The 25,393-nt window shown below is 64.8% G+C and carries 22 protein-coding genes; 12 read left to right on the top strand and 10 right to left on the bottom strand.

The window, feature by feature from the left end:
- Positions 1-180 precede the first annotated feature (180 nt).
- The gene (locus tag N7422_RS17400) at positions 181-381 is read right to left on the bottom strand and encodes a hypothetical protein (RefSeq protein WP_279807695.1); all 201 of its coding nucleotides are present in this window, start codon (positions 379-381) and stop codon (positions 181-183) included.
- A gap of 577 nt (positions 382-958) precedes the next feature.
- Here N7422_RS17400 and pcaR point away from each other — a divergent pair.
- From pcaR to pcaC, 9 genes are all read left to right on the top strand, one after another.
- On the top strand, positions 959-1,828 hold the full coding sequence (gene pcaR, locus N7422_RS17395) for a pca regulon transcriptional regulator PcaR (RefSeq protein ID WP_279807694.1): 870 nt from the start codon (positions 959-961) through the stop codon (positions 1,826-1,828).
- 353 nt (positions 1,829-2,181) lie between these two features.
- Positions 2,182-3,528 carry an MFS transporter gene (locus N7422_RS17390; RefSeq protein ID WP_279807693.1) on the top strand — a complete coding sequence of 449 codons (1,347 nt, stop codon included), beginning with the start codon at positions 2,182-2,184 and terminating at the stop codon, positions 3,526-3,528.
- Between the two features lie 201 nt (positions 3,529-3,729).
- A complete protein-coding gene (locus N7422_RS17385) occupies positions 3,730-4,590 on the top strand; it encodes a CoA transferase subunit A (protein WP_279807692.1) in 861 nt (286 codons plus the stop codon).
- Positions 4,587-5,366 (top strand): CoA-transferase subunit beta, encoded by a 780-nt coding sequence (locus tag N7422_RS17380; protein WP_279807691.1) that lies wholly within the window; start codon positions 4,587-4,589, stop codon positions 5,364-5,366. The genes N7422_RS17385 and N7422_RS17380 overlap by 4 nt, the downstream gene beginning before the upstream one ends.
- On the top strand, positions 5,363-6,568 hold the full coding sequence (gene pcaF / locus N7422_RS17375; RefSeq protein WP_279807741.1) for a 3-oxoadipyl-CoA thiolase: 1,206 nt from the start codon (positions 5,363-5,365) through the stop codon (positions 6,566-6,568). The genes N7422_RS17380 and pcaF overlap by 4 nt, the downstream gene beginning before the upstream one ends.
- Positions 6,569-6,786: 218 nt before the next feature.
- Positions 6,787-8,076: an MFS family transporter gene (locus N7422_RS17370; protein ID WP_279807690.1), complete on the top strand. Its 1,290-nt coding sequence runs from the start codon at positions 6,787-6,789 to the stop codon at positions 8,074-8,076.
- 9 nt (positions 8,077-8,085) lie between these two features.
- A complete protein-coding gene (locus N7422_RS17365) occupies positions 8,086-9,438 on the top strand; it encodes a 3-carboxy-cis,cis-muconate cycloisomerase (RefSeq protein WP_279807689.1) in 1,353 nt (450 codons plus the stop codon).
- A gap of 11 nt (positions 9,439-9,449) precedes the next feature.
- Positions 9,450-10,241: a 3-oxoadipate enol-lactonase gene (pcaD, locus tag N7422_RS17360; RefSeq protein ID WP_279807740.1), complete on the top strand. Its 792-nt coding sequence runs from the start codon at positions 9,450-9,452 to the stop codon at positions 10,239-10,241.
- Between the two features lie 10 nt (positions 10,242-10,251).
- On the top strand, positions 10,252-10,653 hold the full coding sequence (gene pcaC, locus N7422_RS17355; RefSeq protein WP_186713129.1) for a 4-carboxymuconolactone decarboxylase: 402 nt from the start codon (positions 10,252-10,254) through the stop codon (positions 10,651-10,653).
- Positions 10,654-10,776: 123 nt separating this feature from the next.
- Here the strand turns inward: pcaC and N7422_RS17350 are convergent, their stop codons facing one another.
- Positions 10,777-11,301 (bottom strand): Mpo1-like protein, encoded by a 525-nt coding sequence (locus tag N7422_RS17350; protein WP_279807688.1) that lies wholly within the window; start codon positions 11,299-11,301, stop codon positions 10,777-10,779.
- Between the two features lie 91 nt (positions 11,302-11,392).
- Between N7422_RS17350 and N7422_RS17345 the strand changes: the two genes are divergently transcribed.
- Positions 11,393-12,079, top strand: a complete 687-nt coding sequence (locus N7422_RS17345; protein ID WP_279807687.1) for a Crp/Fnr family transcriptional regulator — start codon at positions 11,393-11,395, stop codon at positions 12,077-12,079.
- On the opposite strand, the gene N7422_RS17340 is transcribed toward N7422_RS17345, so the two are convergent.
- The 5 genes from N7422_RS17340 to ttgA form a co-directional block, all read right to left on the bottom strand.
- Entirely contained in the window at positions 11,979-12,962 is a 984-nt protein-coding gene (locus N7422_RS17340) for a LysR family transcriptional regulator (RefSeq protein ID WP_279807686.1), read from the bottom strand. The genes N7422_RS17345 and N7422_RS17340 overlap by 101 nt on opposite strands.
- A gap of 193 nt (positions 12,963-13,155) precedes the next feature.
- Complete coding sequence (locus N7422_RS17335) at positions 13,156-14,409, bottom strand: OprD family porin (RefSeq protein ID WP_279807685.1); 1,254 nt, start codon at positions 14,407-14,409, stop codon at positions 13,156-13,158.
- A 336-nt stretch (positions 14,410-14,745) separates the two neighbouring features.
- On the bottom strand, positions 14,746-16,188 hold the full coding sequence (locus tag N7422_RS17330) for an AdeC/AdeK/OprM family multidrug efflux complex outer membrane factor (protein WP_279807684.1): 1,443 nt from the start codon (positions 16,186-16,188) through the stop codon (positions 14,746-14,748).
- Positions 16,185-19,337, bottom strand: a complete 3,153-nt coding sequence (ttgB, locus tag N7422_RS17325; RefSeq protein WP_279807683.1) for a multidrug efflux RND transporter permease subunit TtgB — start codon at positions 19,335-19,337, stop codon at positions 16,185-16,187. Before ttgB ends, N7422_RS17330 begins: the two co-directional genes overlap by 4 nt.
- Before the next feature lie 3 nt (positions 19,338-19,340).
- Positions 19,341-20,495, bottom strand: a complete 1,155-nt coding sequence (gene ttgA, locus N7422_RS17320; protein WP_279807682.1) for a toluene efflux RND transporter periplasmic adaptor subunit TtgA — start codon at positions 20,493-20,495, stop codon at positions 19,341-19,343.
- Between the two features lie 259 nt (positions 20,496-20,754).
- Between ttgA and N7422_RS17315 the strand changes: the two genes are divergently transcribed.
- Positions 20,755-21,387: a TetR family transcriptional regulator gene (locus N7422_RS17315; RefSeq protein WP_279807681.1), complete on the top strand. Its 633-nt coding sequence runs from the start codon at positions 20,755-20,757 to the stop codon at positions 21,385-21,387.
- A 99-nt stretch (positions 21,388-21,486) separates the two neighbouring features.
- Here the strand turns inward: N7422_RS17315 and N7422_RS17310 are convergent, their stop codons facing one another.
- Positions 21,487-22,938 carry an MDR family MFS transporter gene (locus tag N7422_RS17310; RefSeq protein ID WP_279807680.1) on the bottom strand — a complete coding sequence of 484 codons (1,452 nt, stop codon included), beginning with the start codon at positions 22,936-22,938 and terminating at the stop codon, positions 21,487-21,489.
- A 403-nt stretch (positions 22,939-23,341) separates the two neighbouring features.
- Here N7422_RS17310 and N7422_RS17305 point away from each other — a divergent pair, with 403 nt between their 5' ends.
- On the top strand, positions 23,342-24,211 hold the full coding sequence (locus N7422_RS17305; RefSeq protein WP_279807679.1) for an oxaloacetate decarboxylase: 870 nt from the start codon (positions 23,342-23,344) through the stop codon (positions 24,209-24,211).
- A 6-nt stretch (positions 24,212-24,217) separates the two neighbouring features.
- Here the strand turns inward: N7422_RS17305 and N7422_RS17300 are convergent, their stop codons facing one another.
- Both N7422_RS17300 and N7422_RS17295 read right to left on the bottom strand, forming a co-directional pair.
- Positions 24,218-24,391, bottom strand: coding sequence for a hypothetical protein (locus tag N7422_RS17300; RefSeq protein WP_279807678.1), 174 nt, complete (start codon positions 24,389-24,391; stop codon positions 24,218-24,220).
- Between the two features lie 69 nt (positions 24,392-24,460).
- Positions 24,461-25,372: a LysR family transcriptional regulator gene (locus N7422_RS17295; protein ID WP_279807677.1), complete on the bottom strand. Its 912-nt coding sequence runs from the start codon at positions 25,370-25,372 to the stop codon at positions 24,461-24,463.
- Positions 25,373-25,393: the final 21 nt, after the last annotated feature.

Below are 25,393 nucleotides of genomic sequence, written 5' to 3'. Positions count from 1 at the left end.
TCTGTAGGAAATTGTCGCTAATTTTCTTGAAAATCAACGATTTGAACAGGCTGGTGGTGCTTGCTCACGATTCAAACGATCGTATGAAATTTGTGTAATTCCATTTCATACGCAGCAATTCGACAAGGGATCCGGCAGATCCAGGCGCCGACGACCGCGCGCGCGACGAGACCGATCTGGTCAGGTCTCGTCGGTGCGCAGGTCCTTCTCCATCTTTTCCAGTTCCTGGGCAAACGCCTGGTCGAGGAGGCTGGCGCGTTTGCGCCAGGGCTTGCGTTCCGGCTCGGGCTGGGCGGCATAGGTGGTGACTTCGCCACCGTAAACATCCTTGTAACGTTCAGCCTGGCGCTCAAGTTCCGCGCGCAGTTCTTCTTTCGTCACAGTATTACCTGAAGGGCTTGAAGTTGAGCGCGAACACTTCTAATACACATCATGTGTGTGGATATCCGCGCGGATATATCGTTGCAATGACATGACAGGCAAATGTTCACGGCCGTTCGAAACAGTCCGTGACGCTGCATGGGGCAAACCTCGATTCATGCCGTGGGCATGCAGGTCGGGAAGCAACGAAAGTCTGTTGATTGGATCCGTTGTGCGTCTGATGCAACCAACGAGCGGGATTATAGCAACCAGCAACTGGAAGGCTATGGTTCTTTACCGAAGATTGACTCAGGTTGCTAAGTTGCCCTGTGTGGACATTCGCTTTGTCCGATCAGGCGAGAAAGAAGTTCAAATTCCCAGAGTATGAAAGTTCACTTTTCATCGTCAGAAATGAAAACGGCCTCGCGGGTGGGCGAGGCCGTTGCCTGGGACTTCTACGGTGGGTACCTGACCAGTCTCTCCAAAGAAGCCACATGTGGCAGGGGAAAGGTATAAGCAAAAGTGTCAGCGGTCAATTGCGATTATCGGCCGTTCGTTCGATAATCGCACAAAGCGACCGATTTTTTGAGGCAGGCCCATGAGCGAAGAAACCCGCGACCCGCAAGCGAACGAGCCCACGCGCACTACCAGCCCCGCGCTGGCGCCACCAATCGTGGCATCGGCGGCCAAGCGCATCCAAGCCTTCACTGGCGACCCGGATTTCATGACCTCTCTGGCCCGAGGCCTGGCGGTGATCCAGGCTTTTCAGGAGCGCAAGCGGCACCTGACCATCGCTCAGATCAGCCACCGTACGGAAATTCCCCGGGCCGCGGTGCGCCGATGCCTGCACACCCTGATGAAGCTGGGGTACGCGACCACCGACGGGCGTACTTACTCGCTGTTGCCCAAGGTCCTGACCCTTGGCCATGCCTACTTGTCGTCCACGCCGTTGGCCGTGTCGGCCCAGCCCTATCTGGACCGGATCAGTGACCAGCTGCACGAGGCGGCCAACATGGCCACGCTGGAAGGCGACGACATCCTTTATATAGCGCGGTCGGCCACGGTCGAGCGGCTGATCTCGGTCGACTTGTCGGTTGGCGGGCGGCTGCCGGCCTATTGCACCTCGATGGGGCGCATCCTCCTGGCGGCGCTGGACGACGCCAGCCTGCACGAGTACCTGGATCGCGCCGACCTCAAGGCCCGTACCAGCCGTACCCTGCATGACCCGGAATCGCTGTTCGCCTGCATCCAGCAGGTGCGCGAACAGGGCTGGTGCGTGGTCGACCAGGAGCTCGAGCAGGGCTTGCGTTCGATTGCCGTGCCCATCTATGACGCCTCGGGCCAGGTGCTGGCGGCGCTGAACGTCAGTACGCATGTCGGGCGGGTCAGCCGTAGTGAGCTGGAGCAGCGGTTTCTGCCGATCCTGCTGGCGGCGAGCAGGGACCTGTGCCACCAACTGTTTGGCTGAAAAAGGGCCGGGGGCGCCTTGCGCCCCATCGACGGCAATACAGGGCCGCGAGCCCTGCAGGTCGAACACCCGATACCGTTTCCTGTTCGATAAACGCACAGAGTCGTTCCCGACGAATTGCACGGCCCCCGCCCGCTGATTAATGTCTGTCACAGCCGTCGGCTACGCCGACCGGACAATAACAACAGGCCCGAGGGCATCCCATGCATACCATCCCTTCGCTGTCGCGGCCGCACCCGCGCGCAGTGCTGCTGCACTCCGGCTGAGTCAAGGCCGTCGTATCCGCTGTTTCCTGTTCCTGCGCGTCAACGATGCGCGGTAGCCTGCCTGTGCCCAACTCCCGGATAACAACAATGAACAATCCCCAATCCGCTGTCGGCAACTGCCTCGATGTCCAGTCCTTCATCAATGACCAGCCGCTGTCCCGCTACCAATGGCGGGTGGTGATCCTGTGCTTTCTGATCGTCTTTCTCGACGGCCTGGATACCGCCGCCATGGGCTTCATCGCGCCGGCACTGTCCCAGGAATGGGGCATCGATCGTGCCAGCCTGGGCCCGGTGATGAGCGCCGCGCTGATCGGCATGGTGTTCGGCGCACTGGGTTCCGGCCCGCTGGCTGACCGTTTCGGACGCAAGGGCGTGCTGGTAGGGGCGGTGCTGGTGTTCGGTGGTTTCAGCCTGGCCTCGGCCTACGCGACCAACGTCGATGAACTGCTGGTACTGCGCTTCCTGACCGGCCTGGGCCTGGGCGCCGGCATGCCCAATGCCACCACCTTGCTGTCCGAGTACACGCCGGAACGCCTGAAGTCGTTGCTGGTGACCAGCATGTTCTGTGGTTTCAACCTCGGCATGGCCGGTGGTGGCTTCATCTCGGCCAAGCTGATCCCGGCCTACGGCTGGCACAGCTTGCTGGTGATCGGTGGTGTGTTGCCACTGCTGCTGGCACTGGTGCTGCTGGCTTGGCTGCCGGAATCGGCGCGCTTTCTGGTGGTGCGCAACCGTGGCACCGACAAGGTACGCAAGACCTTGGCGCCAATCGCACCGACGCTGGTGGCCCAGGCCGCGAGCTTCAGTGTGCCGGAACAGAAGGCGGTGGCGGCACGCAACGTGTTCGCGGTGATCTTCTCCGGCACCTATGGCCTGGGCACCGGGTTGCTGTGGCTGACCTACTTCATGGGGCTGGTGATCGTCTACCTGCTGACCAGCTGGCTGCCTACCCTGATGCGCGACAGTGGCGCGAGCATGGAACAGGCCGCCTTCATCGGCGCGTTGTTCCAGTTCGGTGGCGTGCTCAGCGCGGTGGCCGTGGGCTGGGCGATGGACCGTTTCAATCCGCACAAGGTGATCGGCATCTTCTACCTGTTGGCAGGCGTGTTCGCCTATGCGGTGGGGCAGAGCCTGGGCAACATCACGCTGCTGGCCACACTGGTGCTGATCGCTGGCATGTGCGTGAACGGCGCGCAATCGGCCATGCCGTCGCTGGCGGCACGTTTCTATCCGACCCAGGGGCGCGCCACCGGCGTGTCGTGGATGCTCGGGATCGGTCGCTTCGGCGCGATCCTCGGTGCATGGAGCGGCGCTACCTTGCTGGGGTTGGGTTGGAATTTCGAGCAGGTGCTGACGGCGCTGCTGGTGCCGGCGGCATTGGCGGCAGTGGGGGTGGTGGTCAAGGGGCTGGTGAGTCACGCCGACGCGACTTGATCGGTAGCCTCTGCGGGAGGGCGCAGCTGCTCCCGCAGGGCAGGCAGATATGAATAGCAGGGTAACAAATGGTTCGATAACCGAACAAAAGTGCGATTATCGGATTGTAACGCCCCCGCCAGCCTCCGTAATCTGGGCCCATCGCAGCGACGCAACGGCCCGCTGCTCACTGACCCGACTCGTCCTGACCAGGAGTCTCCAATGGCAGCAATCCTCTCGCTTCACGAGGCCGTGAAGCAGTTCATCCAGGATGGCGACAGCGTCGCCCTCGAAGGCTTCACCCACCTGATCCCGACCGCCGCCGGTCACGAGATCATCCGCCAGGGCAAGCGTGACCTGACCCTGGTGCGCATGACTCCGGACCTGATCTACGACCAGCTGATCGGGGCCGGTTGCGCTCGCAAGCTGATCTTCTCCTGGGGCGGCAACCCCGGTGTCGGTTCGCTGCACCGCCTGCGCGACGCAGTGGAGAAGCAGTGGCCGCATGCCATCGAGATCGAGGAGCACAGCCACGCCGACCTGGCCAACGCCTACGTCGCGGGCGCCTCCGGCCTGCCGTTCGCGGTGCTGCGCGCCTATGCCGGTTCCGACCTGCCCAAGGTCAACCCGCTGATCAAGAGCGTCACCTGTCCGTTCACCGGTGAAGTGCTCGCCGCCGTGCCATCGGTGCGCCCGGACGTCACCGTGATCCATGCGCAGAAGGCCGATCGCAAGGGCAACGTGCTGTTGTGGGGCATCCTCGGCGTGCAGAAGGAGGCGGCCCTGGCGGCCAAGCGCTGCATCGTCACTGTCGAGGAAATCGTCGATGACCTGAACGCGCCGATGAATGCCTGCGTGCTGCCGACCTGGGCGCTCAGCGCGGTCTGTCTGGTGCCCGGCGGCGCCCATCCGTCCTATGCCCACGGCTACTACGAGCGCGACAACCGCTTCTACCAGGCCTGGGATCCGATCGCCCGCAATCGTGAGTCGTTCACCACCTGGATCGACACTTTCATCCGTGGCACCCGGGACTTCACCGAATTCCAGGCCAAGCTGGCCAGCACCGCGGAGGCCGCGCAATGAGCTACTCCACTTCCGAAATGATGACCGTCGCCGCCGCCCGTCGCCTGCGCAACGGCGCCGTGTGCTTCGTCGGCATCGGCCTGCCGTCGAAGGCCGCCAACCTGGCGCGCCTGACCTCGTCGCCCGATGTCGTGCTGATCTACGAATCCGGCCCGATCGGCGCCAAGCCCAGCGTGCTGCCGCTGTCCATCGGTGATGGCGAGCTGGCCGAAACCGCCGACACCGTGGTGCCGACCGGCGAGATCTTCCGCTACTGGCTGCAGGGCGGGCGCATCGATGTCGGTTTCCTCGGCGCCGCCCAGGTCGACCGCTTCGGCAATATCAACACCACCGTGGTCGGCGACTACCATGCACCGAAGACCCGCCTGCCGGGCGCCGGCGGAGCGCCGGAAATCGCCGGCTCCGCCAAGCAGGTGCTGATCATCCTCAAGCAGTCGCCGCGCGCCTTCGTCGACAAGCTCGATTTCATCACCTCGGTCGGTCACGGCGAAGGCGGTGATTCGCGCAAGCGTCTGGGCCTGCCCGGTGAGGGGCCGGTCGGCATCATCACCGACCTGTGCATCATGGAACCGGAAGCGGGCACCCATGAGTTCGTGGTCACTTCGATCCACCCGGGCGTCACCCGCGAGCAGATCATCGCCGCCACCGGCTGGGCGATCCGTTTCGCCGACGACGTGCAGGAAACTGCCGCGCCGAGCGACGTCGAACTGACCGCCCTGCGCGACCTCGAAGCCCGCACCGCCGCTGCCCACGGCCAGACGGCAGGAGAAGCCTGATGCGTGACGTATTCATCTGCGACGCCATCCGCACCCCCATCGGCCGCTTCGGCGGCGCCCTGGCCGGCGTGCGCGCCGACGACCTGGCGGCGGTGCCGCTCAAGGCGCTGATCGAGCGCAACCCGACAGTGCGATGGGACCAGCTCGACGAAGTGTTCTTCGGCTGCGCCAACCAGGCCGGCGAAGACAACCGCAACGTGGCGCGCATGGCGCTGCTGCTGGCCGGCCTGCCGCAAAATGTCGCGGGGGTGACCCTCAACCGCTTGTGTGCCTCGGGCATGGACGCCATCGGCACTGCCTTCCGCGCCATCGCCAGCGGCGAGATGGAGTTGGCCATTGCCGGCGGCGTCGAGTCGATGTCCCGCGCACCGTTCGTGATGGGCAAGGCCGAGAGCGGCTATTCGCGCAACATGAAGCTCGAGGACACCACCATCGGCTGGCGTTTCGTCAACCCGTCGATGAAGGCGCAGTACGGCGTCGACTCGATGCCCGAGACCGCCGACAACGTCGCCGACGATTACCAGGTGTCGCGTGCCGACCAGGACGCCTTCGCCCTGCGCAGCCAGCAGAAGGCCGCCGCCGCGCAGGCCGCAGGCTTTTTCGCCGAAGAGATCGTGCCGGTGCGTATCGTCCACAAGAAGGGCGAGACCGTGGTCGAGCGTGACGAGCACTTGCGCCCGGAGACCACCCTGGAGGCACTGAACAAGCTCAAGCCGGTCAACGGTCCGGACAAGACGGTCACCGCGGGCAATGCCTCGGGTGTCAACGACGGCGCGGCGGCTCTGATCCTGGCCTCGGCCGAGGCGGTGAAGCAGCACGGTCTGACCCCGCGTGCCCGGGTGCTGGGCATGGCCAGCGCTGGTGTCGCACCTCGGCTGATGGGCATTGGCCCGGTGCCGGCGGTGCGCAAGTTGACTGAGCGGCTGGGGCTAGCGGTGGCGGATTTCGATGTCATCGAGCTCAATGAAGCCTTCGCCAGCCAAGGGCTGGCGGTACTGCGCGAGCTGGGCGTGGCGGACGATGCACCGCAGGTGAATCCCAATGGCGGTGCGATTGCCCTGGGGCATCCGCTGGGCATGAGCGGGGCGCGGCTGGTGCTGACGGCGTTGCATCAGCTGGAGAGGAGCGGTGGACGCAAGGGGCTGGCGACCATGTGCGTGGGTGTCGGGCAAGGGTTGGCGCTGGCCATCGAGCGGGTCTGATCGCAGGCATGACGTGATTGTCTGTAGGAGCGGCCTTGTGTCGCGAAAGGGCCGCAGAGCGGCCCCAAGACCTTTGTTCCAACGCGAAAGTCGCCGGGGCTGCTACGCAGCCCCTTCGCGACACAAGGCCGCTCCTACAGGGAACCGTGTCCGGCAGGGAACGAGATTGTTACTGGGTATGTCTAGACTTTGCAGTGACCCCCAGGAGTGAAAACACCATGACTTCCAGCTATTACACCGGCGAAGAACGCAGCAAGCGCATCTTCGCCATCGTCGGCGCCTCGTCGGGCAACCTGGTGGAATGGTTCGACTTCTATGTCTATGCCTTCTGTGCCATCTACTTCGCCCCGGCCTTCTTCCCCTCCGACGACCCCACGGTCCAGCTGCTCAACACCGCCGGGGTATTCGCCGCCGGCTTCCTGATGCGCCCCATCGGCGGCTGGATCTTCGGCCGCCTGGCCGACCGCCACGGGCGCAAGAATTCGCTGATGATCTCGGTGCTGATGATGTGCGGCGGATCGCTGATCATCGCCTGCCTGCCCACCTACGCCAGCATCGGCACCTGGGCGCCGGCCCTGCTGCTGGTGGCGCGGCTGATCCAGGGCCTGTCGGTGGGCGGCGAGTACGGCACCACCGCCACCTACATGAGCGAAGTGGCCCTGCGTGGCCAGCGCGGCTTCTTCGCCTCGTTCCAGTACGTCACCCTGATCGGCGGCCAGCTCCTGGCGGTGCTGGTGGTGGTGATCCTGCAGCAACTGCTCACGGAAGAAGAACTGCGCGCCTATGGCTGGCGCATCCCATTCGTGGTCGGCGCGATCGCCGCGCTGATCTCGCTGATGCTGCGCCGCTCGCTGAAGGAGACCAGCAGCGCCGAGACCCGCCAGGACAAGGACGCCGGCAGCATCAGCGGGCTGTTTCGCAACCATGCCGCCGCCTTCATCACCGTGCTGGGCTACACCGCGGGTGGTTCGCTGATCTTCTACACCTTCACCACCTACATGCAGAAGTACCTGGTCAACACCGCGGGGATGAATGCCAAGAGCGCCAGTTTCGTGATGACCGGCGCGCTGTTCCTGTTCATGATCCTGCAGCCGGTGTTCGGCATGCTGTCCGACCGGATCGGGCGGCGCAATTCGATGCTGCTGTTCGGCGCCCTGGGGACGATCTTCACCGTTCCGCTGCTGATGGCGCTGAAGACCGTGAGCAGTCCGTTCATGGCCTTCGTGCTGGTGACCCTGGCGCTGTGCATCGTCAGTTTCTACACCTCCATCAGCGGCCTGGTTAAGGCCGAGATGTTCCCGCCGCAGGTCCGGGCGCTGGGTGTCGGGCTGGCCTATGCCGTGGCCAACGCGGTGTTCGGCGGCTCGGCCGAATACGTGGCCCTGGGCTTGAAAGCCATGGGCATGGAGAACACCTTCTACTGGTACGTGACCGCCATGATGGCGGTGGCCTTCCTGTTCAGCCTGCGTCTGCCGAAGCAGGCGGCGTACCTGCACCATGACCATTGAGGACGTTGCATGAGCAACCAGCTGTTCGATGCCTACTTCACCGCGCCGGCCATGCGCGAGGTCTTTTCCGACCGTGGCCGGTTGCAGGGCATGCTCGACTTCGAGGCAGCGCTGGCGCGTGCCGAGGCGGCTGCCGGGCTGGTGCCGCACACGGCGGTGGTGGCCATCGAGGCGGCCTGCAAGGCCGAGCGCTATGAGGTCGGTGCCCTGGCCGAGGCCATTGCCACTGCCGGCAACTCGGCCATCCCGCTGGTCAAGGCGCTGGGCAAGGTGGTCGCCAGTGGCGTGCCCGAGGCCGAGCGCTACGTGCACCTCGGGGCGACGAGCCAGGATGCGATGGACAGCGGCTTGGTGCTGCAACTGCGCGATGCCTTGGCCTTGATCGAGCGCGACCTCGGCAAGCTGGCCGATACCCTTGCACGTCAGGCGCTGCACCATGCCGACACGCCCCTGGTGGGGCGTACCTGGCTGCAGCACGCAACGCCGGTGACTCTCGGGATGAAGCTGGCCGGCGTACTGGGTGCGTTGACCCGGCATCGCGAACGCCTCAAGGAGCTGCGCCCGCGTCTGCTGGTGCTGCAGTTCGGTGGGGCGTCGGGCAGCCTGGCGGCGCTGGGCAGCAAGGCGTTGCCGGTAGCCGAGGCACTGGCCGAGCAGTTGCAGCTGAGCTTGCCCGAGCAGCCCTGGCACACCCAGCGCGATCGCCTGGTGGAATTCGCTTCGGTGCTGGGCCTCATTGCCGGCAGCCTGGGCAAGTTCGGCCGCGATGTCAGCCTGCTGATGCAGACCGAGGCGGGCGAACTGTTCGAGCCTGCGGCGCCCGGCAAGGGCGGGTCCTCGACCATGCCGCACAAGCGCAACCCGGTAGGCGCGGCGGTGCTGATCGGCGCCGCCACCCGCGTGCCGGGGCTGCTGTCGACGCTGTTCGCCGCCATGCCCCAGGAGCACGAGCGCAGCCTTGGGCTGTGGCACGCCGAATGGGAAACCCTGCCGGATATCTGCTGCCTGGTCTCCGGCGCCTTGCGCCAGGCCCAGGTGATCGCCGAGGGCATGCAGGTGGACGCCGCGCGCATGCGCCGCAACCTCGACCTTACCCAAGGCCTGGTGCTGGCCGAGGCGGTCAGCATCGTGCTTGCCCAGCGTCTTGGCCGCGACCGTGCCCATCACCTGCTGGAGCAATGCTGTCAGCGCGCCGTGGCCGAGGGGCGGCACCTGCGTGCCGTGCTGGGTGACGAGCCGCAGGTCGCTGCCGAACTGTCCAGCGACGAACTCGACCGCCTGCTCGATCCGACCCACTACCTCGGCCAGGCCCGTGTGTGGGTGGCGCGGGCGGTGGCCGAACATCAACGATTCACTGCTTGAAGGAGACCGCTGTGGCGCACGTGCAACTGGCCGATGGCGAACTGCATTACCAACTCGACGGTCCGGCCGATGCGCCGGTGCTGGTGCTGTCCAACTCGCTGGGCACCGATCTGCACATGTGGGATATCCAGATCCCGGTGTGGGCCGAACATTTGCGCGTGCTGCGCTACGACACCCGTGGCCATGGTGCATCGCTGGTCACCGAGGGGCCTTACAGCATCGACCAGCTGGGTGAAGACGTACTGGCGCTGCTCGATGCACTGGATATCGAAAAGGCCCACTTCGTCGGCCTGTCCATGGGTGGCCTGATCGGTCAGTGGCTGGGCATCAATGCCGGCAGCCGCCTGCTCAGCCTGACCCTGTGCAACACCGCGGCGAAAATCGCCAACGACGAGGTGTGGAACAGCCGCATCGATACCGTGCTCAAGGGCGGCCAGCAGGCCATGCGCGATCTGCGCGATGCGTCCACCGCCCGCTGGTTCACCCCGGCCTTCGCCGCTGCCGAGGCGGACCAGGCCCAGCGCATCTGCCAGATGCTGGCGCAGACCTCGCCCGAGGGCTACGCGGCCAACTGCGGCGCGGTCCGCGATGCCGACTTCCGGGACCAGCTCAACCGCATCCAAGTGCCGGCCCTGATCGTCGCCGGCACCGCCGACGCGGTCACCACCCCCGAGCACGGCCGCTTCATGCAGGCCGGCATCCTCGGTGCCGCTTATGTAGAGTTCCCTGCCGCGCACCTGTCCAATGTCGAGATCGGCGCGCCGTTCAGCCGCCGGGTGCTCGACTTCCTGCTGGCCCGTTAAGGAGCATCCGATGGACGAGAAACAACGCTACGAGGCGGGCATGCAGGTGCGCCGCGCGGTGCTGGGCGATGCCCATGTCGACCGCAGCCTGGAAAAACTCAATGACTTCAATGGCGAGTTCCAGGAGATGATCACCCGGCATGCCTGGGGCGATATCTGGACGCGCCCGGGATTGCCACGGCACACCCGCAGCCTGATCACCATCGCCATGCTGATCGGCATGAACCGCAACGAAGAACTCAAGCTGCACCTGCGCGCGGCGGCCAACAATGGCGTGACGCGGGAAGAGATCAAGGAGGTGATCATGCAGAGCGCGATCTACTGCGGGATTCCAGCGGCCAATGCCACCTTCCACCTGGCCGAGTCGGTGTGGGATGAGCTGGGGGTGGAGTCGCGCACTCAGGTGACTTGAGAGATTGCCGGGGCTGCTGCGCAGCCCATCGCGACACAAGGCCGCTCCCACAGGCCTGTGCAAACCCCTGTGGGAGCGGCCTTGTGTCGCGATGGGGCGCGCAGCGGCCCCTGACTCTTCTGGTTAGATCGCCGCTTTCTTCTGGCGGATGGCCACCGGCCCGGCATTGGCCTCCACGGCCTTTTTCAACTCAGGGCACAGCCCGGCCATGAACGCCAGCTCCGCCACCACGAACAGCGGCCCGATGATCAGCCCGCTGAGGTCATCGACGAATGCTGGCTTGCGCCCTTCGTACCAGTGCCCGACGAACTGGATGATCCAGCCGACCACGAACGCGCCCAGTCCGGCGCTCAACCACACGCCGGTGCCCTGGACGGCCAGCGCCTGTCCGGCCCACAGGCACAACCCCAGCAGCAGGCCCATCACCAGCCCGAAGCGCAGGTCCAGGCGCAGGTAGAACCACGCCGACCAGCCCGCCAGCAGCAGCGCCGGTGACAGCCAGAGACCCGCCACGTCCCAACCGGGACGCGACAGCAGGATGGTCACCGCCAGCACGATCAGCGGAATACCGATGAAGTGGGTGGCGATGTTGCGTGGATCGCGGTGATAGGCCGCGTATTGACTCAGGTGTTCGACGAGGTTTTTCATTGTTGTTCCTCCATCAGGGGTGAGCGCAGCTTGCCCCGTTCTTCCATCGTCGTCTGTCGCCTGGCCGACAGAGTCCGCTTTGCGAGGCACCATGCTCGACCCGCGTACCCAGCTTGTGCATGGCCAGTGGTTCCGGCAATTGCCCGTTACCGTTCAGGATAGCCTGCTGGCCTTGGCTCGTCCGCGTGAGCTGGCGCCAGGGCAATGCCTGTTCCAGCGCGGCGATGCGCCTTGCGGCCTGTACGCGGTGCTCGAAGGGGCGATGCGTGTCGGTGCGGTCAGCAGCGAGGGCAAGGAGGCATTGCTGACGCTGGTCGAGTCGCCGCACTGGTTCGGCGAGATCAGTCTGTTCGATGGCCAGCCGCGCACCCATGACGCTTTCGCCGAGGGCGCGACGCGGTTGCTGTGGATCCCCCAGGCGCCGCTTCTCGAGTGGCTGGCAGGCGAGCCCCGCCATTGGCGCGACCTGGCCCTTTTGATGAGCCAAAAACTGCGCTGGGTGTTCGTCGCCCTGGAGCAGCAGAGCCTGCTGGCCGCCGCGCCGCGGGTGGCGCAGCGTTTGTTGCAGATGGCCGAAGGCTACGGCGAACGCGATGTCGCCCAGTGGCGGCTGCAGGTCTCTCAGGAGCAGCTGGCGCTGATGCTGTCGCTGTCACGTCAGACCATCAACCAGATCCTCAGGAACCTCGAGCAGTCCGGCGTGGTGCGCCTGGGCTATGGCGAGGTGGAGATTGTCGACGCGCCGCGTCTGCGGGCGATGGGGCGGCATCCAGGCTGACCAGGGTATCGATCATCGCCCGAGCCGCCGGCGACAGGCGATAGCCGCTGCGGCTGATCACCCCGCATCGCACGCTCAGCACTTCCAGGCCCGGGGGCAGGTTGCGCCAGTGCAGGCGTACCAGGTGGCCGGTGGCCAGGTCCTCGCTCACGGCTTCTTCGCTGGCGGTGCCGATGGCGTCGCTGGCCAGCACCACGCTGCGCAGCACGGCAAGATGCTCGGTCTGCAGGTGCGGAGTGAAATCGCTGCGCCCGCTGAGGTTGGCCAGGCGCTTGCGCACGCCCGGGGCGAGCAGGGCGCTGGCCAGCGGATAGGCGAACAGGTCGTTGGTCGACAGGCTGTCCTTGGCCAACAGCGGATGGCCGGGACGGCAGAAGAACAAGCCGGGACGTGGGGTCAATGGTTCGGTGTGGAAATTCGGGTCGGCCTCGAAGGGGCGCACGTCATCGACGAAGAACTCGATCTGCTCGCGGCGCAGGGCTTGGCCCAGGCGTTCGGCATTGTCCACCAGCAAGGCGCTGCGAATACCCGGGTGAGTCGCGATGAAGTGCTGCAGGGCCTGGGGCACCAGGCGCACGGCCAGGGCCGGACCGCAACCGAAGTGCAGTTCGCCGGCATCGAGCTTGGTCATCTGCAGGACCTCATTGTTCAACTGCGCGGCGCCCTGCACCAGGCGGCGGGCGTGCTGCAGCACCACCTGGCCCTCGGGTGTCGGCGGCAGTGCCTTGTTGGCGCGATCGACCAGCGCGCAGCCGAAGGTCTGCTCGAGGTTCTGGATGGCGCGGCTGAACGCGGGCTGGGTGATGCCCATGGCTTCGGCGGCGCGGACGAAACTGCGGTATTCGGTGAGGGCGATGAAATAGCGCAGTTGGCGGAGGTCCATGCTCGGGCTCTGGTGCGGGGATCAGGGCTCGGTTTTAGCGGGTTGTTACATATAGCGTCAAAGAATGTTATTTGATTTAAATATTCACTTTAGTTATTTGCTGGGCGGCTGGCCTGATCGCGAGGCGGGCCCGCTCCCACGCCGCGTGCACAACGTAGGAGCGGCGTGGGAGCAGGCTCGCCCCGCGCTGGAGTCAAAGGAGATTGAACGGATAACTGACGATCAACCGGTTCTCGTCAAACGCATTGGTGCTGAAGTCCCGGCGCATGGTCGAGTTGCGCCATTTCACCGACAGGTCCTTGAACGTCCCCGATTGCACGACATAGGCCAGTTCGCTCTCCCGCGCCCATTCCTTGCCATTGTTCGCACCGCCGGCATGCACGTTGTCGCCCTTGATATAGCGGTTCATCAAGGTCAACCCGGGAATGCCCACGGTGACGAAATTGAAGTCATGGCGTACCTGCCACGAGCGCTCCCCGGCATTGTCGAAGCTGGCGTTGTAGCTGTCGTTGGCCAGGGTGCCGCCGCTGGTGCCATTGACCCGCATCCAGGCATCGTCGCCGCTGACCTTCTGCAGGCCGACGTAGAAGGTATGGCCCTGGTAGCGCGCCGAGAGCATCGCCGAGGCGGTGCGGTTGTCCAGGTCGCCCGCGCGGGCGCTGCCATCCTCCTTGCCGAGGAAATAGCCCAGGTTGGCGCCGAGGGTCCAGTCGCCCAGCGGCTGGCTGTGCACCAGGTTCAGGTACTGCTGGCGGTAGATGTCTTTCAGTCGGGCATCCCACAGGCCGACCAGGGTGCGCTTGTCGTTGAAGGTGTACTCGCCGCCGGCGAAGTTGAAGCGATCGGAGGTGATACCCGCGCGGCCCTGCATGAACATGTCTTCCATGCTCGCGTCGTTGCGTGGGCTGTTGCCACGGAACTGGCCGGCATAGACGGTCAGGCCGTCGATCTCCTTCGAGGTGAGCTGGCCGCCGCGGAAGGTCTGCGGCAGCGAGCGACCATCGTCCGAGCGCAGAATCGGCAGTACCGGCATCCATTCGCCGACCTTCAGTTCGGTCTGCGCCAGGCGAGTCTTGAACGCCACGCCCAGGCGGCCGAAGTCATCCGCCGGGCGGCCATCGTCGTGCACCGGCAGCAGGTGGGTGCCGGCCGTGCCCTTGCCACCGTCCAGCTTGATCGAGTACAGCCCGAGCACATCGACACCGAAGCCCAGGGTGCCCTGGGTGAAGCCGGAGCGGGCGTCGAGGATGAAGTTCTGGGTCCATTCCTCGGCCTTGCCCTGGGGGTTGGCCGGGTCGACGAAGTTGCGGTTGATATAGAAGTTGCGCAGGTTGAGGCTGGCCTTGGCGTCCTCCAGGAAGCCACCTTCGGCGGCCAGGACGGGCAGGGCGCAGGACAGGGCCAACAGGCCCGGCAGCAGCTGGCGTGCGGGTTGCAAAGTGCTCATCTGTCGTGGATCTCTTGTTTTTATTGGGCGAGCCGGTGCGCTGCGGGTGCGGGCCGCAGGGTTGGCGTCTTTAGAGAGAACTTGTGCAACGTTGCGTGGGTGATGGTGCGGGGGAGGGTGGGCGCGAGGCAATTCGTCGCAAGTGGAAGGGGGCGATTATCGAACGAATTGTTTGGGCATCGGGCCTCATCGCCGGCAAGCCGGCGCTCCCAGGGTTCGCGCTGATCTCATGGCTTGCGCTGTACCTGTGAGAGCCGGCTTGTCGGCGAGAGGCCGGTAGAAGCTCCAAACAAAAAGCCCACCGCGAGGGTGGGCTTGATGCTGTTGCTGGAGCAATCAGCCTTTTGGCGTCTGGATCGAAGCCTGCTGCTGGGTCTGCTCGTACCAGCCGCCGCCGAGGGCCTTGTACAGGTTGACCTCGCTGACCAGTTGCGACAGGCGGTCGCTGATCAGTGCCTGCTGGGCGCTGAACAGGTTGCGCTGGGCATCGAGGAAGGTCAGGTTGCTGTCGATCCCGATGCGGTAGCGGCGCTCGGCCAGGCGGTAGTAGTCCTGGTTCGCGGCCACCAGGTCGCGCTGGGCCTGCAACTGCTCCTCGAAGGTCTTGCGCGCGGCCAGGCCGTCCGAGACTTCCTGGAAGGCGGTCTGGATGGTCTTTTCGTAGCGGGCGACGTTGATGTCCTTCTGGATCTTCGAGTAGTCCAGGCTCGCTCTCAGGCTGCCGGCGTTGAAGATCGGCAGGTTGATCTGCGGCTGGAACAGCCAGGTGCCCGAACCACCCTTGAACAGCCCGTCCATGTCCGGGCTCAGGGTCCCGGCGTTGGCGGTCAGGCTGATGCTTGGGAAGAACGCTGCGCGGGCCGCACCGATGTTGGCGTTGGCGGCCTTGAGCAGGTGCTCGGCTTCCTGGATGTCAGGACGGCGCTGCAGGATGTCGGACGGCAGGCCGGCCGGTACTTCGGCCAGCTGGTCGGCATTGAGCTCCAGCGGTTTGGGCAGGGTGCCCACTCCGGTCCCTACCAGCACGGTCAGGCTGTTCAGGTCCTGGGCGACCTGGCGCTGATACTGCGACAGCCGGACTCGAGCGCCTTCCACGGCGGTACGCGCCTGGCTCAGGTCGAGCGCCGAAGCCACGCCTACCTCATTGCTGCGACGGGTAAGGTTGTAGCTTTCTTCGTACGTCTTCAGCGTTTCCTCGGTCAGCTTCAGCAGGGCCTGGTCGGCCTGCCAGGTGTAGTAGGCGTTGGCCACGCTGGCCACCAGGCTGATCTGCGTGGAGCGGCGTGCCTGCTCGCTGGACAGGTAGGTCTCCAGGGCCTGTTGCGTCAGGCTGCGCACCCGGCCGAACAGGTCCAGCTCATAGGCGCTGACGCCGAGGGTGGCCGAGTACTGGCTGGTGATGCCCGCCTCGCCGGTCTGCGACATGTTCGCCGGCGTCCGCTGGCGGCTGCCGCTGCCATTGGCCGTAACGGCCGGGAACAGGTCGGCGCGCTGGATGCGGTACTGGGCGCGGTAGGCGTCGATGTTCAGCGCCGCGACGCGCAGGTCGCGGTTGTTTTCCAGCGAGGTCTGGATCAGCTGCTGCAGCGCCTGGTCGTGGAAGAACTGGCGCCAGCCCTGTTCGGCTGCAGCGACGTTGGCCGACTCGGTCGGCGAGTACGCCGGGCCTTGTGGCCACTGCGCGGCCACCGGGGATTCCGGCGCCTGGTAGTCGGGGATCAGCGAGCAGCCGCCGAGGATGAAGGCGGTGACCGCCAGGGATAACAAAGACTTGGTCATTGCCCAGCCTCATAACGTGGAGTTTCAGGGGTGGCGTCTTCTTTCGGCTCTTTGCTGCCGAACAGCGACGACACTGCGACGAAGAACAGCGGTACCCAGAAGATGGCCAGTACGGTCGCACTGATCATGCCGCCGATTACACCGGTACCGATGGCGTGCTGGCTGCCCGCACCGGCGCCGCTGGCGATGGTCAACGGTACCACGCCGAGGATGAACGCCAGCGAGGTCATGATGATCGGGCGCAGACGCATGCGGCAGGCCTCGACGGCCGCGTCGTACAGGCTGCGGCCCTGCTCGTGCAGCTCCTTGGCGAACTCGACGATGAGGATCGCGTTCTTCGCTGCCAGGCCGATGGTGGTCAGCAGGCCGACGAGGAAGTACACGTCGTTGGACAGCCCGCGCAGGCTGGTGGCGATCAGCGCACCGATGATACCCAGTGGCACCACCAGCACGACGGCGATCGGGATCGACCAGCTTTCGTACAGGGCCGCCAGGCAGAGGAACACGAACAGCACCGAGAGGGCGAACAGCGCCGGCATCTGCGAGCCGGAGAGTTTTTCCTCGTAGGACATGCCGGTCCAGGAGTAGCCGATACCGCTTGGCAGTTCACCGGCGATGCGCTCGACTTCGGCCATGGCCTCACCGGTACTGTAGCCAGGGGCCGGGGTACCGAGGATCTCCACCGCTTCGACGCCGTTGTAGCGCGACAGCTTCGGCGAGCCGTAGCTCCATTCGCCCTTGGCGAAGGAGGAGAACGGCACCATCTCGCCCGCGCCGTTGCGCACGTACCACTTCTGCAGGTCTTCCGGGCTCATCCGCGAGTTCGGCTCGCCCTGGATGTACACCTTCTTGACCCGGCCACGGTCGATGAAGTCGTTGACGTAGCTGCCGCCGAGGGCGATCGACAGGGTGTTGTTGATATCGGCGATGGTCACGCCCAGGGCACTGGCGCGCTCGTCGTCGATGGTCAGCTGGTACTGCGGCTCGTCGTTCAGGCCGTTCGGGCGCACGGCGCTGAGGATCTTGCTCTGCGCGGCCTTGGCCAGGAACTGGTTGCGCGCTTCCATCAGCTTCGCGTGACCGACACCGGCGCGGTCCTGGAGGAACACGTCGAAGCCGGTGGCGTTACCCAGTTCGAGCACCGCGGGCGGAGCGAAGGCGAACACCATCGCATCGCGGAAGCCGAAGAAGTGCATCTGCGCGCGCTGGGCGAGGGCGAACACGCTGTTCTCCTTCGAGCGCTCGCCCCATGGCTTGAGCATGATGAACGCCATGCCCGAGCTCTGGCCACGACCGGCGAAGTTGAAACCGTTCACGGTGAACACCGACGACACGGTATCGGCTTCTTCCTTGAGCAGGTACTCGCGCATCTGGTCGACCACCACCTGGGTGCGCTCGGCACTGGAGCCGGCCGGGGTCTGCACCTGGGCGAACAGCACGCCCTGGTCTTCCTCGGGCAGGAACGCGGTGGGAATGCGGGCGAACAGCCAAATCATGCCGACCACGATCAGCGCGTAGGCGAGCAGGAACGGAATCTTGTTGCGCAGGATAGTGCCAACGCTACGCTCGTAGCCCACGACGCTGCGGTCGAAGTTGCGGTTGAACCAGCCGAAGAAGCCGCGCTTGGCCACATGATGCTCGCCCTTCTTCAGCGGCTTGAGCATGGTGGCGCACAGGGCCGGGGTGAAGATCAGCGCCACCAGCACCGACAGGCCCATGGCCGAGACGATGGTGATGGAGAACTGGCGGTAGATCACACCGGTGGAGCCGCCGAAGAACGCCATGGGCAGCAGTACTGCCGACAGCACCAAGGCGATACCGACCAGGGCACCCTGGATCTGCTCCATGGAGCGCTTGGTCGCCTCCTTCGGTGGCAGGCCCTCCTCGGACATCACCCGCTCGACGTTCTCCACCACGACGATGGCGTCGTCCACCAGCAGGCCGATGGCCAGGACCATGGCGAACATGGTCAGGGTGTTGATGCTGAAGCCGGCGGCGGCGAGGATGCCGAAGGTACCCAGCAACACCACCGGAACGGTCATGGTGGTGATGATGGTGGCGCGGAAGTTCTGCAGGAACAGGTACATCACCAGGAACACCAGGACCACGGCTTCGATCAGGGTGTGGATCACCCCGCTGATCGACTCGGTGACCACTGGCGTGGTGTCGTACGGGAACACCGCCTTGACACCCGGCGGGAAGAACGGCTCCAGGTCGGCGATGGTCTGGCGCAGCGCCTTGGCAGTGTCCAGGGCATTCGCGCCGGTGGCCAGCTTGACCGCCAGGCCCGAGGCCGGCAAACCGTTGTATTGGGCGCTGACCGCGTAGTTCTCGCCACCCAGGCCGACCGTGGCGACATCGCCCAGGCGCACCTGGGAGCCGTCGGCGTTGACCTTGAGCAGGATCTTCTCGAACTGCTCTGCGGTCTGCAGGCGGGTCTTGCCGATGATGGTGGCGTTGAGCTGGGTACCCGGCAGCGCCGGCAGGCCGCCGAGCTGGCCGGAAGACACCTGCACGTTCTGCGCGGAGACCGCGGTGCGTACATCCACAGGCGTCAGTTGGAACTTGTTCAGCTTGGCCGGATCGAGCCAGATACGCATGGCGTACTGAGCACCGAACACCTGGAAGTCACCCACGCCAGCGGTACGCGAGATCGGGTCCTGCATGTTGGAGACGATGTAGTTGGCCAGGTCGTCCTTGGTCATGCTGCCGTCTTCGGACACCAGGCCGATCACCAGCAGGAAGTTCTTCACTGCCTTGGTGACGCGGATACCTTGCTGCTGCACTTCCTGCGGCAGCAGCGGGGTGGCCAGGTTCAGCTTGTTCTGCACCTGGACCTGGGCGGTATCGGCGTTGGTGCCCTGTTCGAAGGTAGCGGTGATGGTCATGCTGCCGTCGGAGTTGCTTTCCGACGACACGTAACGCAGGTTGTCGATACCGTTGAGCTGCTGCTCGATCACCTGCACCACGGTGTCCTGCACCGTCTGCGCCGAGGCGCCCGGGTAGGTCACGGCGATGGCGATGGCCGGCGGCGCGATGCTGGGGTATTGGTTGATCGGCAGCTTCAGGATCGACAGAGCGCCGACCAGCATGATCACCAATGCGATCACCCAGGCGAAGATCGGGCGATCGATAAAGAACTTCGACATGGTTTACTCCGCTTTGGCGTCTGCTTTCGCTGCGCTGGCCTGATCGGGGCCGCCCGGCTTCTTGACGTTGGTGGCTTCGCTGACCTTGACCTCGACGCCTGGGCGCACGAACTGCAGGCCTTCGGTAATCAGGCGGTCACCCGGATTCAGGCCTTCCTCGATCAGCCAGTCGCTGCCCAGGGTACGGCTGGCCTTGAGCTGGCGCAGTTCGACCTTGTTCTCCTGGTTGACCACCAGTGCGGTGGGCGAGCCCTTGAGGTCGCGGGTCACGCCCTGTTGCGGCGCCAGGATGGCGTTGGCGTTGACCCCGGCCTTCAGCCGCGCATGCACGAACATGCCGGGCAGCAGGGTGTGCTCGGGGTTGGGGAAGATGGCGCGCAGGGTGACCGAACCGGTGGTCTCGTCGACCGCGACTTCGGAGAATTCCAGGCGACCCTGTTGCTTGAACAGGCTGCCATCTTCGAGCACCAGCTGGACCTGGGCGGCGTTCTCGCCGGCCTTCTGCAACTGGCCGCTTTCCAGGTCACGACGCAGCTTCAGCAGCTCGGCGGTGGACTGGGTGACGTCGACGTAGATCGGATCGAGCTGCTGGATGGTGGCCATGGCGTTGGCCTGACCGTTGCTTACCAGTGCGCCCTCGGTGACCGACGAGCGGCCGATGCGACCGCTGATCGGTGCCAGGACCTTGGTGTAGCGCAGGTCGATCTGGGCGCTCTTGAGCGAGGCATCGGCTTGCAATCGTTTGGCATTGGCGTCGTCGTATTCCTGTTTGGACACGGCCTGCTCGTCGATCAGCTGCTTGTAGCGCTCGGCCAGCGAGCGGGTCGCCTGCAGGTTGGCCTGGGCGTTGGCCAGGTTGGCCTCGTAGACGGCGGGGTCGATCTGGTAGAGCTGCTGCCCTTCCTTGACGTCGCTGCCTTCCTTGAACAGGCGCTTGAGAATGATGCCATTGACCTGTGGTCGGACCTCGGCCACCCGGTAGGCGCTGGTGCGCCCCGGCAGTTCCGAGGTCAGGGTGAAGGCTTGGGGTTGCAGGGTCACGACGCCGACCTGAGGAGCCTGCGGCGCTGGCGCTGCTTCCTCTTTCTTACAGCCACTGAGCAGGGTTGCCAGGGCCACGGCGGAAACCAGGGCGGTTACGGCTGGCTTGAATTGCATGAGGATCCTCGGGTCGCAGGAGCAGGGGAGCTCAAGAATATAGTGGAAGAGTCTTGTAGGAAAAACGCTATCCGGTGGATAAATAGCTTGCTAAGGAATATACTTGCATTCATGGTTGTTTGTAAATAGCGCAGGTGAGTCGTGGATCTTTCGCCACGGATCGCCCAAATACACCCGGGAGCGGCCTTGAAAAGAGCTTGCCCCGGCCTGATTCCCGCCCGCCAAGCGAGCGTGCGGGGCCTGACGAGGTTGTACTGCCATGGTCCGTCGAACCAAAGAAGAAGCCCAGGAAACCCGCGCCCAGATCATCGAGGCGGCGGAAAAGGCCTTCTACAAGCGCGGGGTTGCGCGAACCACCCTGGCCGACATCGCCGAGCTCGCGGGGGTGACCCGCGGCGCGATCTACTGGCACTTCAGCAACAAGGCCGATCTGGTACAGGCGCTGCTCGACAGCCTGCACGAGACGCATGACCACCTGGCCCGGGCCAGTGAAAGCGAAGATGAGCTGGATCCGCTCGGCTGCATGCGCAAGTTGCTTCTGCAAGTGTTCAGCGAGCTGGTGCTCGATGCCCGTACCCGGCGTATCAATGAAATCCTGCATCACAAGTGCGAGTTCACCGACGACATGTGTGAGATTCGCCAGCAGCGCCAGGGGGCGGTGCTGGACTGCCACCAGAGTATTGCCCTGACCCTGGCCAACGCCGTGCGACGTGGCCAGCTACCGGCCGATCTCGACCCCGAACGGGCGGCCATTGCGACATTTGCCTATGTGGATGGCCTGATTGGGCGCTGGTTGCTGCTACCGGACAGCTTCGACCTGCTGGGTGACGTTGAAAAATGGGTCGACACCGGGCTGGACATGCTGCGCTTGAGCCCGGGCCTGCGCAAATGACACTTTGTGAATGATTGTGATGAAGTGTTTCCCCCATACATTAAGGGGGGATTAATACTTTGTCATGACCGGATTTGCTCCCTGCAGGGCGCGGGGCTTTCAACGCCCGCGCAATTGCCGGTCCGGCAACGCCAGCGCGGCCAACAGCCCGATCAGAGAGGCCGCGGCACTGGCCAGCAACAGATGGCGGAAGGTCTCCAGCAGGCGTGCCTGGGTCAGTGGGTCCGCCTCGCCCATCTTGAGGCTGCCCAGCAACGGGTTGCCCATCATCTCTAAGCCTCCCTGATGCAGCAGCGCCAGCAGCAGGCTGGACATGCAAGCGACGCCCATGGCCCCGCCGAGCGAACGGAACAGGTTGGTGGTGCTGGTGGCCACGCCGATATCCTTCATCTCCACCGCGCTCTGTGTACCGACCAGAGAGGTGGGGAACTGCAGGCCACAGGCGATCCCGGTCAGCAGCATGAACAGCGCGCTGAGCAGCCCCGATTGCGGCGGCGTCAGGGCCATGGCGGCGATGGCCACGGGCATCAGCAGTGCGCCCGTGAGGATCTGTGGCTTGTAACGGCCGGTCAAGCTGGTGATGCGCCCGCCCGTGAAGGCGCCGATGGGCAGGCCCATGGCCAACGGCAGCAGGTGCAGCGCGGCGCTGTCCGCCCCGGCTCCGGTGATGCCCTGGAAACGCAAAGGCATGAGCATGGTCAGCGAGATCGACTGGAAACTGGCGAAGAAGATCACGCACCAGCACAGCACCGCGACCCGATTGCCGAATAGCCCCAGCGGCAACAATGGTTCACGACAGCGCCGTTCATGAATGACGAACACCAGCACGCCGAGCACCGCGCAGCCAAGCAGCGCCAGCACTGGCGTCGAAAGCCAGGCATGGCCCTGGCCGACCAGGGTGATGCCCAGCAGCAGACCGCCCAGGCCGATGATCATCAGCAGCGCGCCGAGATAGTCCACCTGCGCTTCGCGGCGTTGTACCGGCAATCCATCCAGCGCACGGTGGATCACCCACAAGGCCGCCAGCCCCAGCGGCAGGTTGATCCAGAACACCCAGCGCCAGGACAGGTACTCGGTCAGCCAGCCGCCAAGCACCGGCCCGGCCACGCTGGCCAGGGCGTACATGCTGCTGAAGTAGCCCTGGTAGCGGCCGCGTTCGCGCGGCGGCACGAAGTCACCGATGATCGCCTGGCTCACCGACACCATGCCGCCGGCGCCGATGCCCTGGATGACGCGCGCCAGCACCAGCTGCGGCATGTCCTGGGCCAGCCCGCAGGCGATCGAGGCCAGGGTGAACAACGCGGTGCCGGTGAGGATCATCCGCCGCCGTCCATAGAGGTCGCCCAGCTTGCCGTAGATCGGCACGGCGATGGTCATGGCCACCATGTAGCCGGAGATGACCCAGGCCAGCAGGCCGACATCGTTGAACTGAGCGGAGATCGCCGGCATGGACACGGCGACGATGGTCTGATCGAGGGCGCCAAGGAAGATCGCCAGCATCAGGGCGGTCAGGACGCTACGCAGGGCGGTAGGGGGCAGGGCGGCGGTCACGGGTGTACCTTGTTGTCGGTGTTGGCGCAATCGCGAGGCATCGTCGGAGCCAGTTCGCCCCGCGATGGGCTCATTTCAGGGTGGGAATTGTAACCTGAGTTACATAGCTACCTATGTACTACCTGCATCCCCTATGCAAGATCGGCATTGGCGCATTCATCCAGTGCTGCTTGGCCGCGTGATATCGTGGCCGGGCCGCAGAGGCTGAAATCCGGGGCCTGCACCAGCGTGGTGCGGCCGTTTGCCGCAGGGTTTCGCGTCACTGTATGTCCACACCTTCTATTCCTCTGCCTGCATGTCGAGCATGACCGCCCAGATGGCGACGGTTGGAACAGTCAGGTAGACCCGGTACAGGGGTCGGTTGTCAGCCGTTCACAATTTTCTCATTACAAGCGGAGTGATCATGCCCAAGGCTTCCCACCACGATCTGCGTTTTGCCTTCCGCGAACTGCTTGCTTCAGGTTCGTGCTATCACACCGCCTCGGTCTTCGACCCGATGTCCGCGCGCATCGCCGCGGACCTGGGCTTCGAAGTCGGCATTCTCGGCGGCTCGGTCGCCTCGCTGCAGGTCCTGGCCGCGCCGGACTTCGCCCTCATCACCCTCAGTGAGTTCGTTGAGCAGGCCACGCGCATTGGCCGGGTCGCGCAACTGCCGGTGCTGGCCGACGCCGACCACGGCTATGGCAACGCCCTCAACGTGATGCGCACGGTGATCGAACTGGAGCGTGCCGGCGTGGCCGCCCTGACCATCGAGGACACACTGTTGCCGGCCCAGTTCGGCCGCAAGTCCACCGACCTGATTCCGGTCGATGAGGGCGTGGGCAAGATTCGTGCGGCGCTGGAAGCGCGTGTGGATTCGGCGCTGGCGATCATCGCCCGTACCAACGCCGGCGTGCTGACCACCGAAGAAATCATCGTGCGCACCCAGAGCTACCAGAAGGCCGGTGCCGATGGCATCTGCATGGTGGGTGTGAAGGACTTCGAGCAGTTGGAACAGATTGCCGAGCACCTCAGCGTGCCGCTGATGCTGGTCACCTACGGCAACCCGAACCTGCGCGACGACGAGCGCCTGGCACGCCTGGGCGTGCGTATCGTGGTCGACGGCCATGCGGCCTATTTCGCCGCCATCAAGGCCACCTATGACTGTCTGCGCCAACAGCGTGGCCAGCAGCACAAGTCGCACAGCCTCAGCGCCACCGAGCTATCGCACACCTACACCCAGCCGGAGGATTACATCCGTTGGGCCAAGGAGTACATGAGCGTCGAGGAATGATCCCCGTTACCTGACGGCGCTCAACGTGGCAGTGTGGGGGACGCAGTGCTCGTGGACGCAACTGGCGGCGGCATTGGGTTGGCTGCGTAGCAGCTCGACCCGCCAGCAGGCGGAGCCGTAGAGCCCTGCCACCGCGACGAGGGCGAGGACGATGGCGCAATACCGGGTTCTGATGCTCATGGTGCGGACCTCCTGCTGATGCAACAGGTGATACCTCAAGCATAGGCCTGCCTGGCTGATCTGCACGAGTTACAGACCCAGTCCTTGATCCCACTCCGGCTCGTCCCTGAATCGCTGCGCGAGAAAGTCCAGCATGCTGCGCAGGGTCGCTGGCATGTGCTTGCGTGAGGTGTACACGGCATTGAGCGTCAGCTCCCTGGGCCTGGCCTCTGGCAGCAGGCGCACCAGCTCGCCACTGCGCAGCGCGGCTGCCGCCTGATAGGTGGGCAGCATGGCGATTCCGGCGTTGGCCAGCGCGGCCTTCTGCAAGGTCATGGCTTCGTTGGCGCTGAGGTTGCCCTGCACCGGTACGGCGACGTTCTGCCCATCCACCTCGAAATGCCACAGGCTGTGGCCGAAATAGGCATGGGTCAGGCAATTGTGTCGGCTCAGCTCTTCCACCTGCCGCGGCGTGCCGTGCTCGCGCAGGTAGGCGGGGCTGGCGCAGATCACCGAACGGCACACGCTCAGGCGCCGGGCGATCAGGTTGGGGTCGACATCGTTGCTGGTGCGGATTGCCAGGTCGATGCGTTCGTCCACCAGGTTGACGGTGCGGTCGAGCATCTGCAGCTCCACCTTCACGCCGGGATAGCGTTTGACGTAGGCGGCCAAGGCATCCACCAGCTGGGCCTGGCCAAACGACGTGCTGACACTGATGCGCAGCTCGCCGCGCGGTGCGTCGTCCGGCTGACGCACGGCGTTCTGCAGGTCGCCGGCCAGTTCCAGCAACTGGCGGCAGCGTGGCAGGGTTTCCTGCCCGGCGGCAGTCAGGCTGAGCTTGCGCGTGGTGCGCTGCATCAGCCGTGCGCCGACCCAGTCCTCCAGCTCGGCCAGGTAGCGCGAGACGACCGGCCTCGAAAGTTCCAGATGATCCGCCGCGGCCGATTGGCTACCCAGGTCGACGACGGTGACAAAGACGCGCATGGCGTTGAGACGGTCCATGATCTGCCCGATTTCAGAAAC

This window comes from Pseudomonas sp. GD04091, assembly GCF_029836165.1.
Lineage (GTDB): Bacteria > Pseudomonadota > Gammaproteobacteria > Pseudomonadales > Pseudomonadaceae > Aquipseudomonas.
The sequence above is the reverse complement of the archived record's forward strand: the minus strand, read 5'-3'. Positions and strand labels throughout refer to the sequence as shown.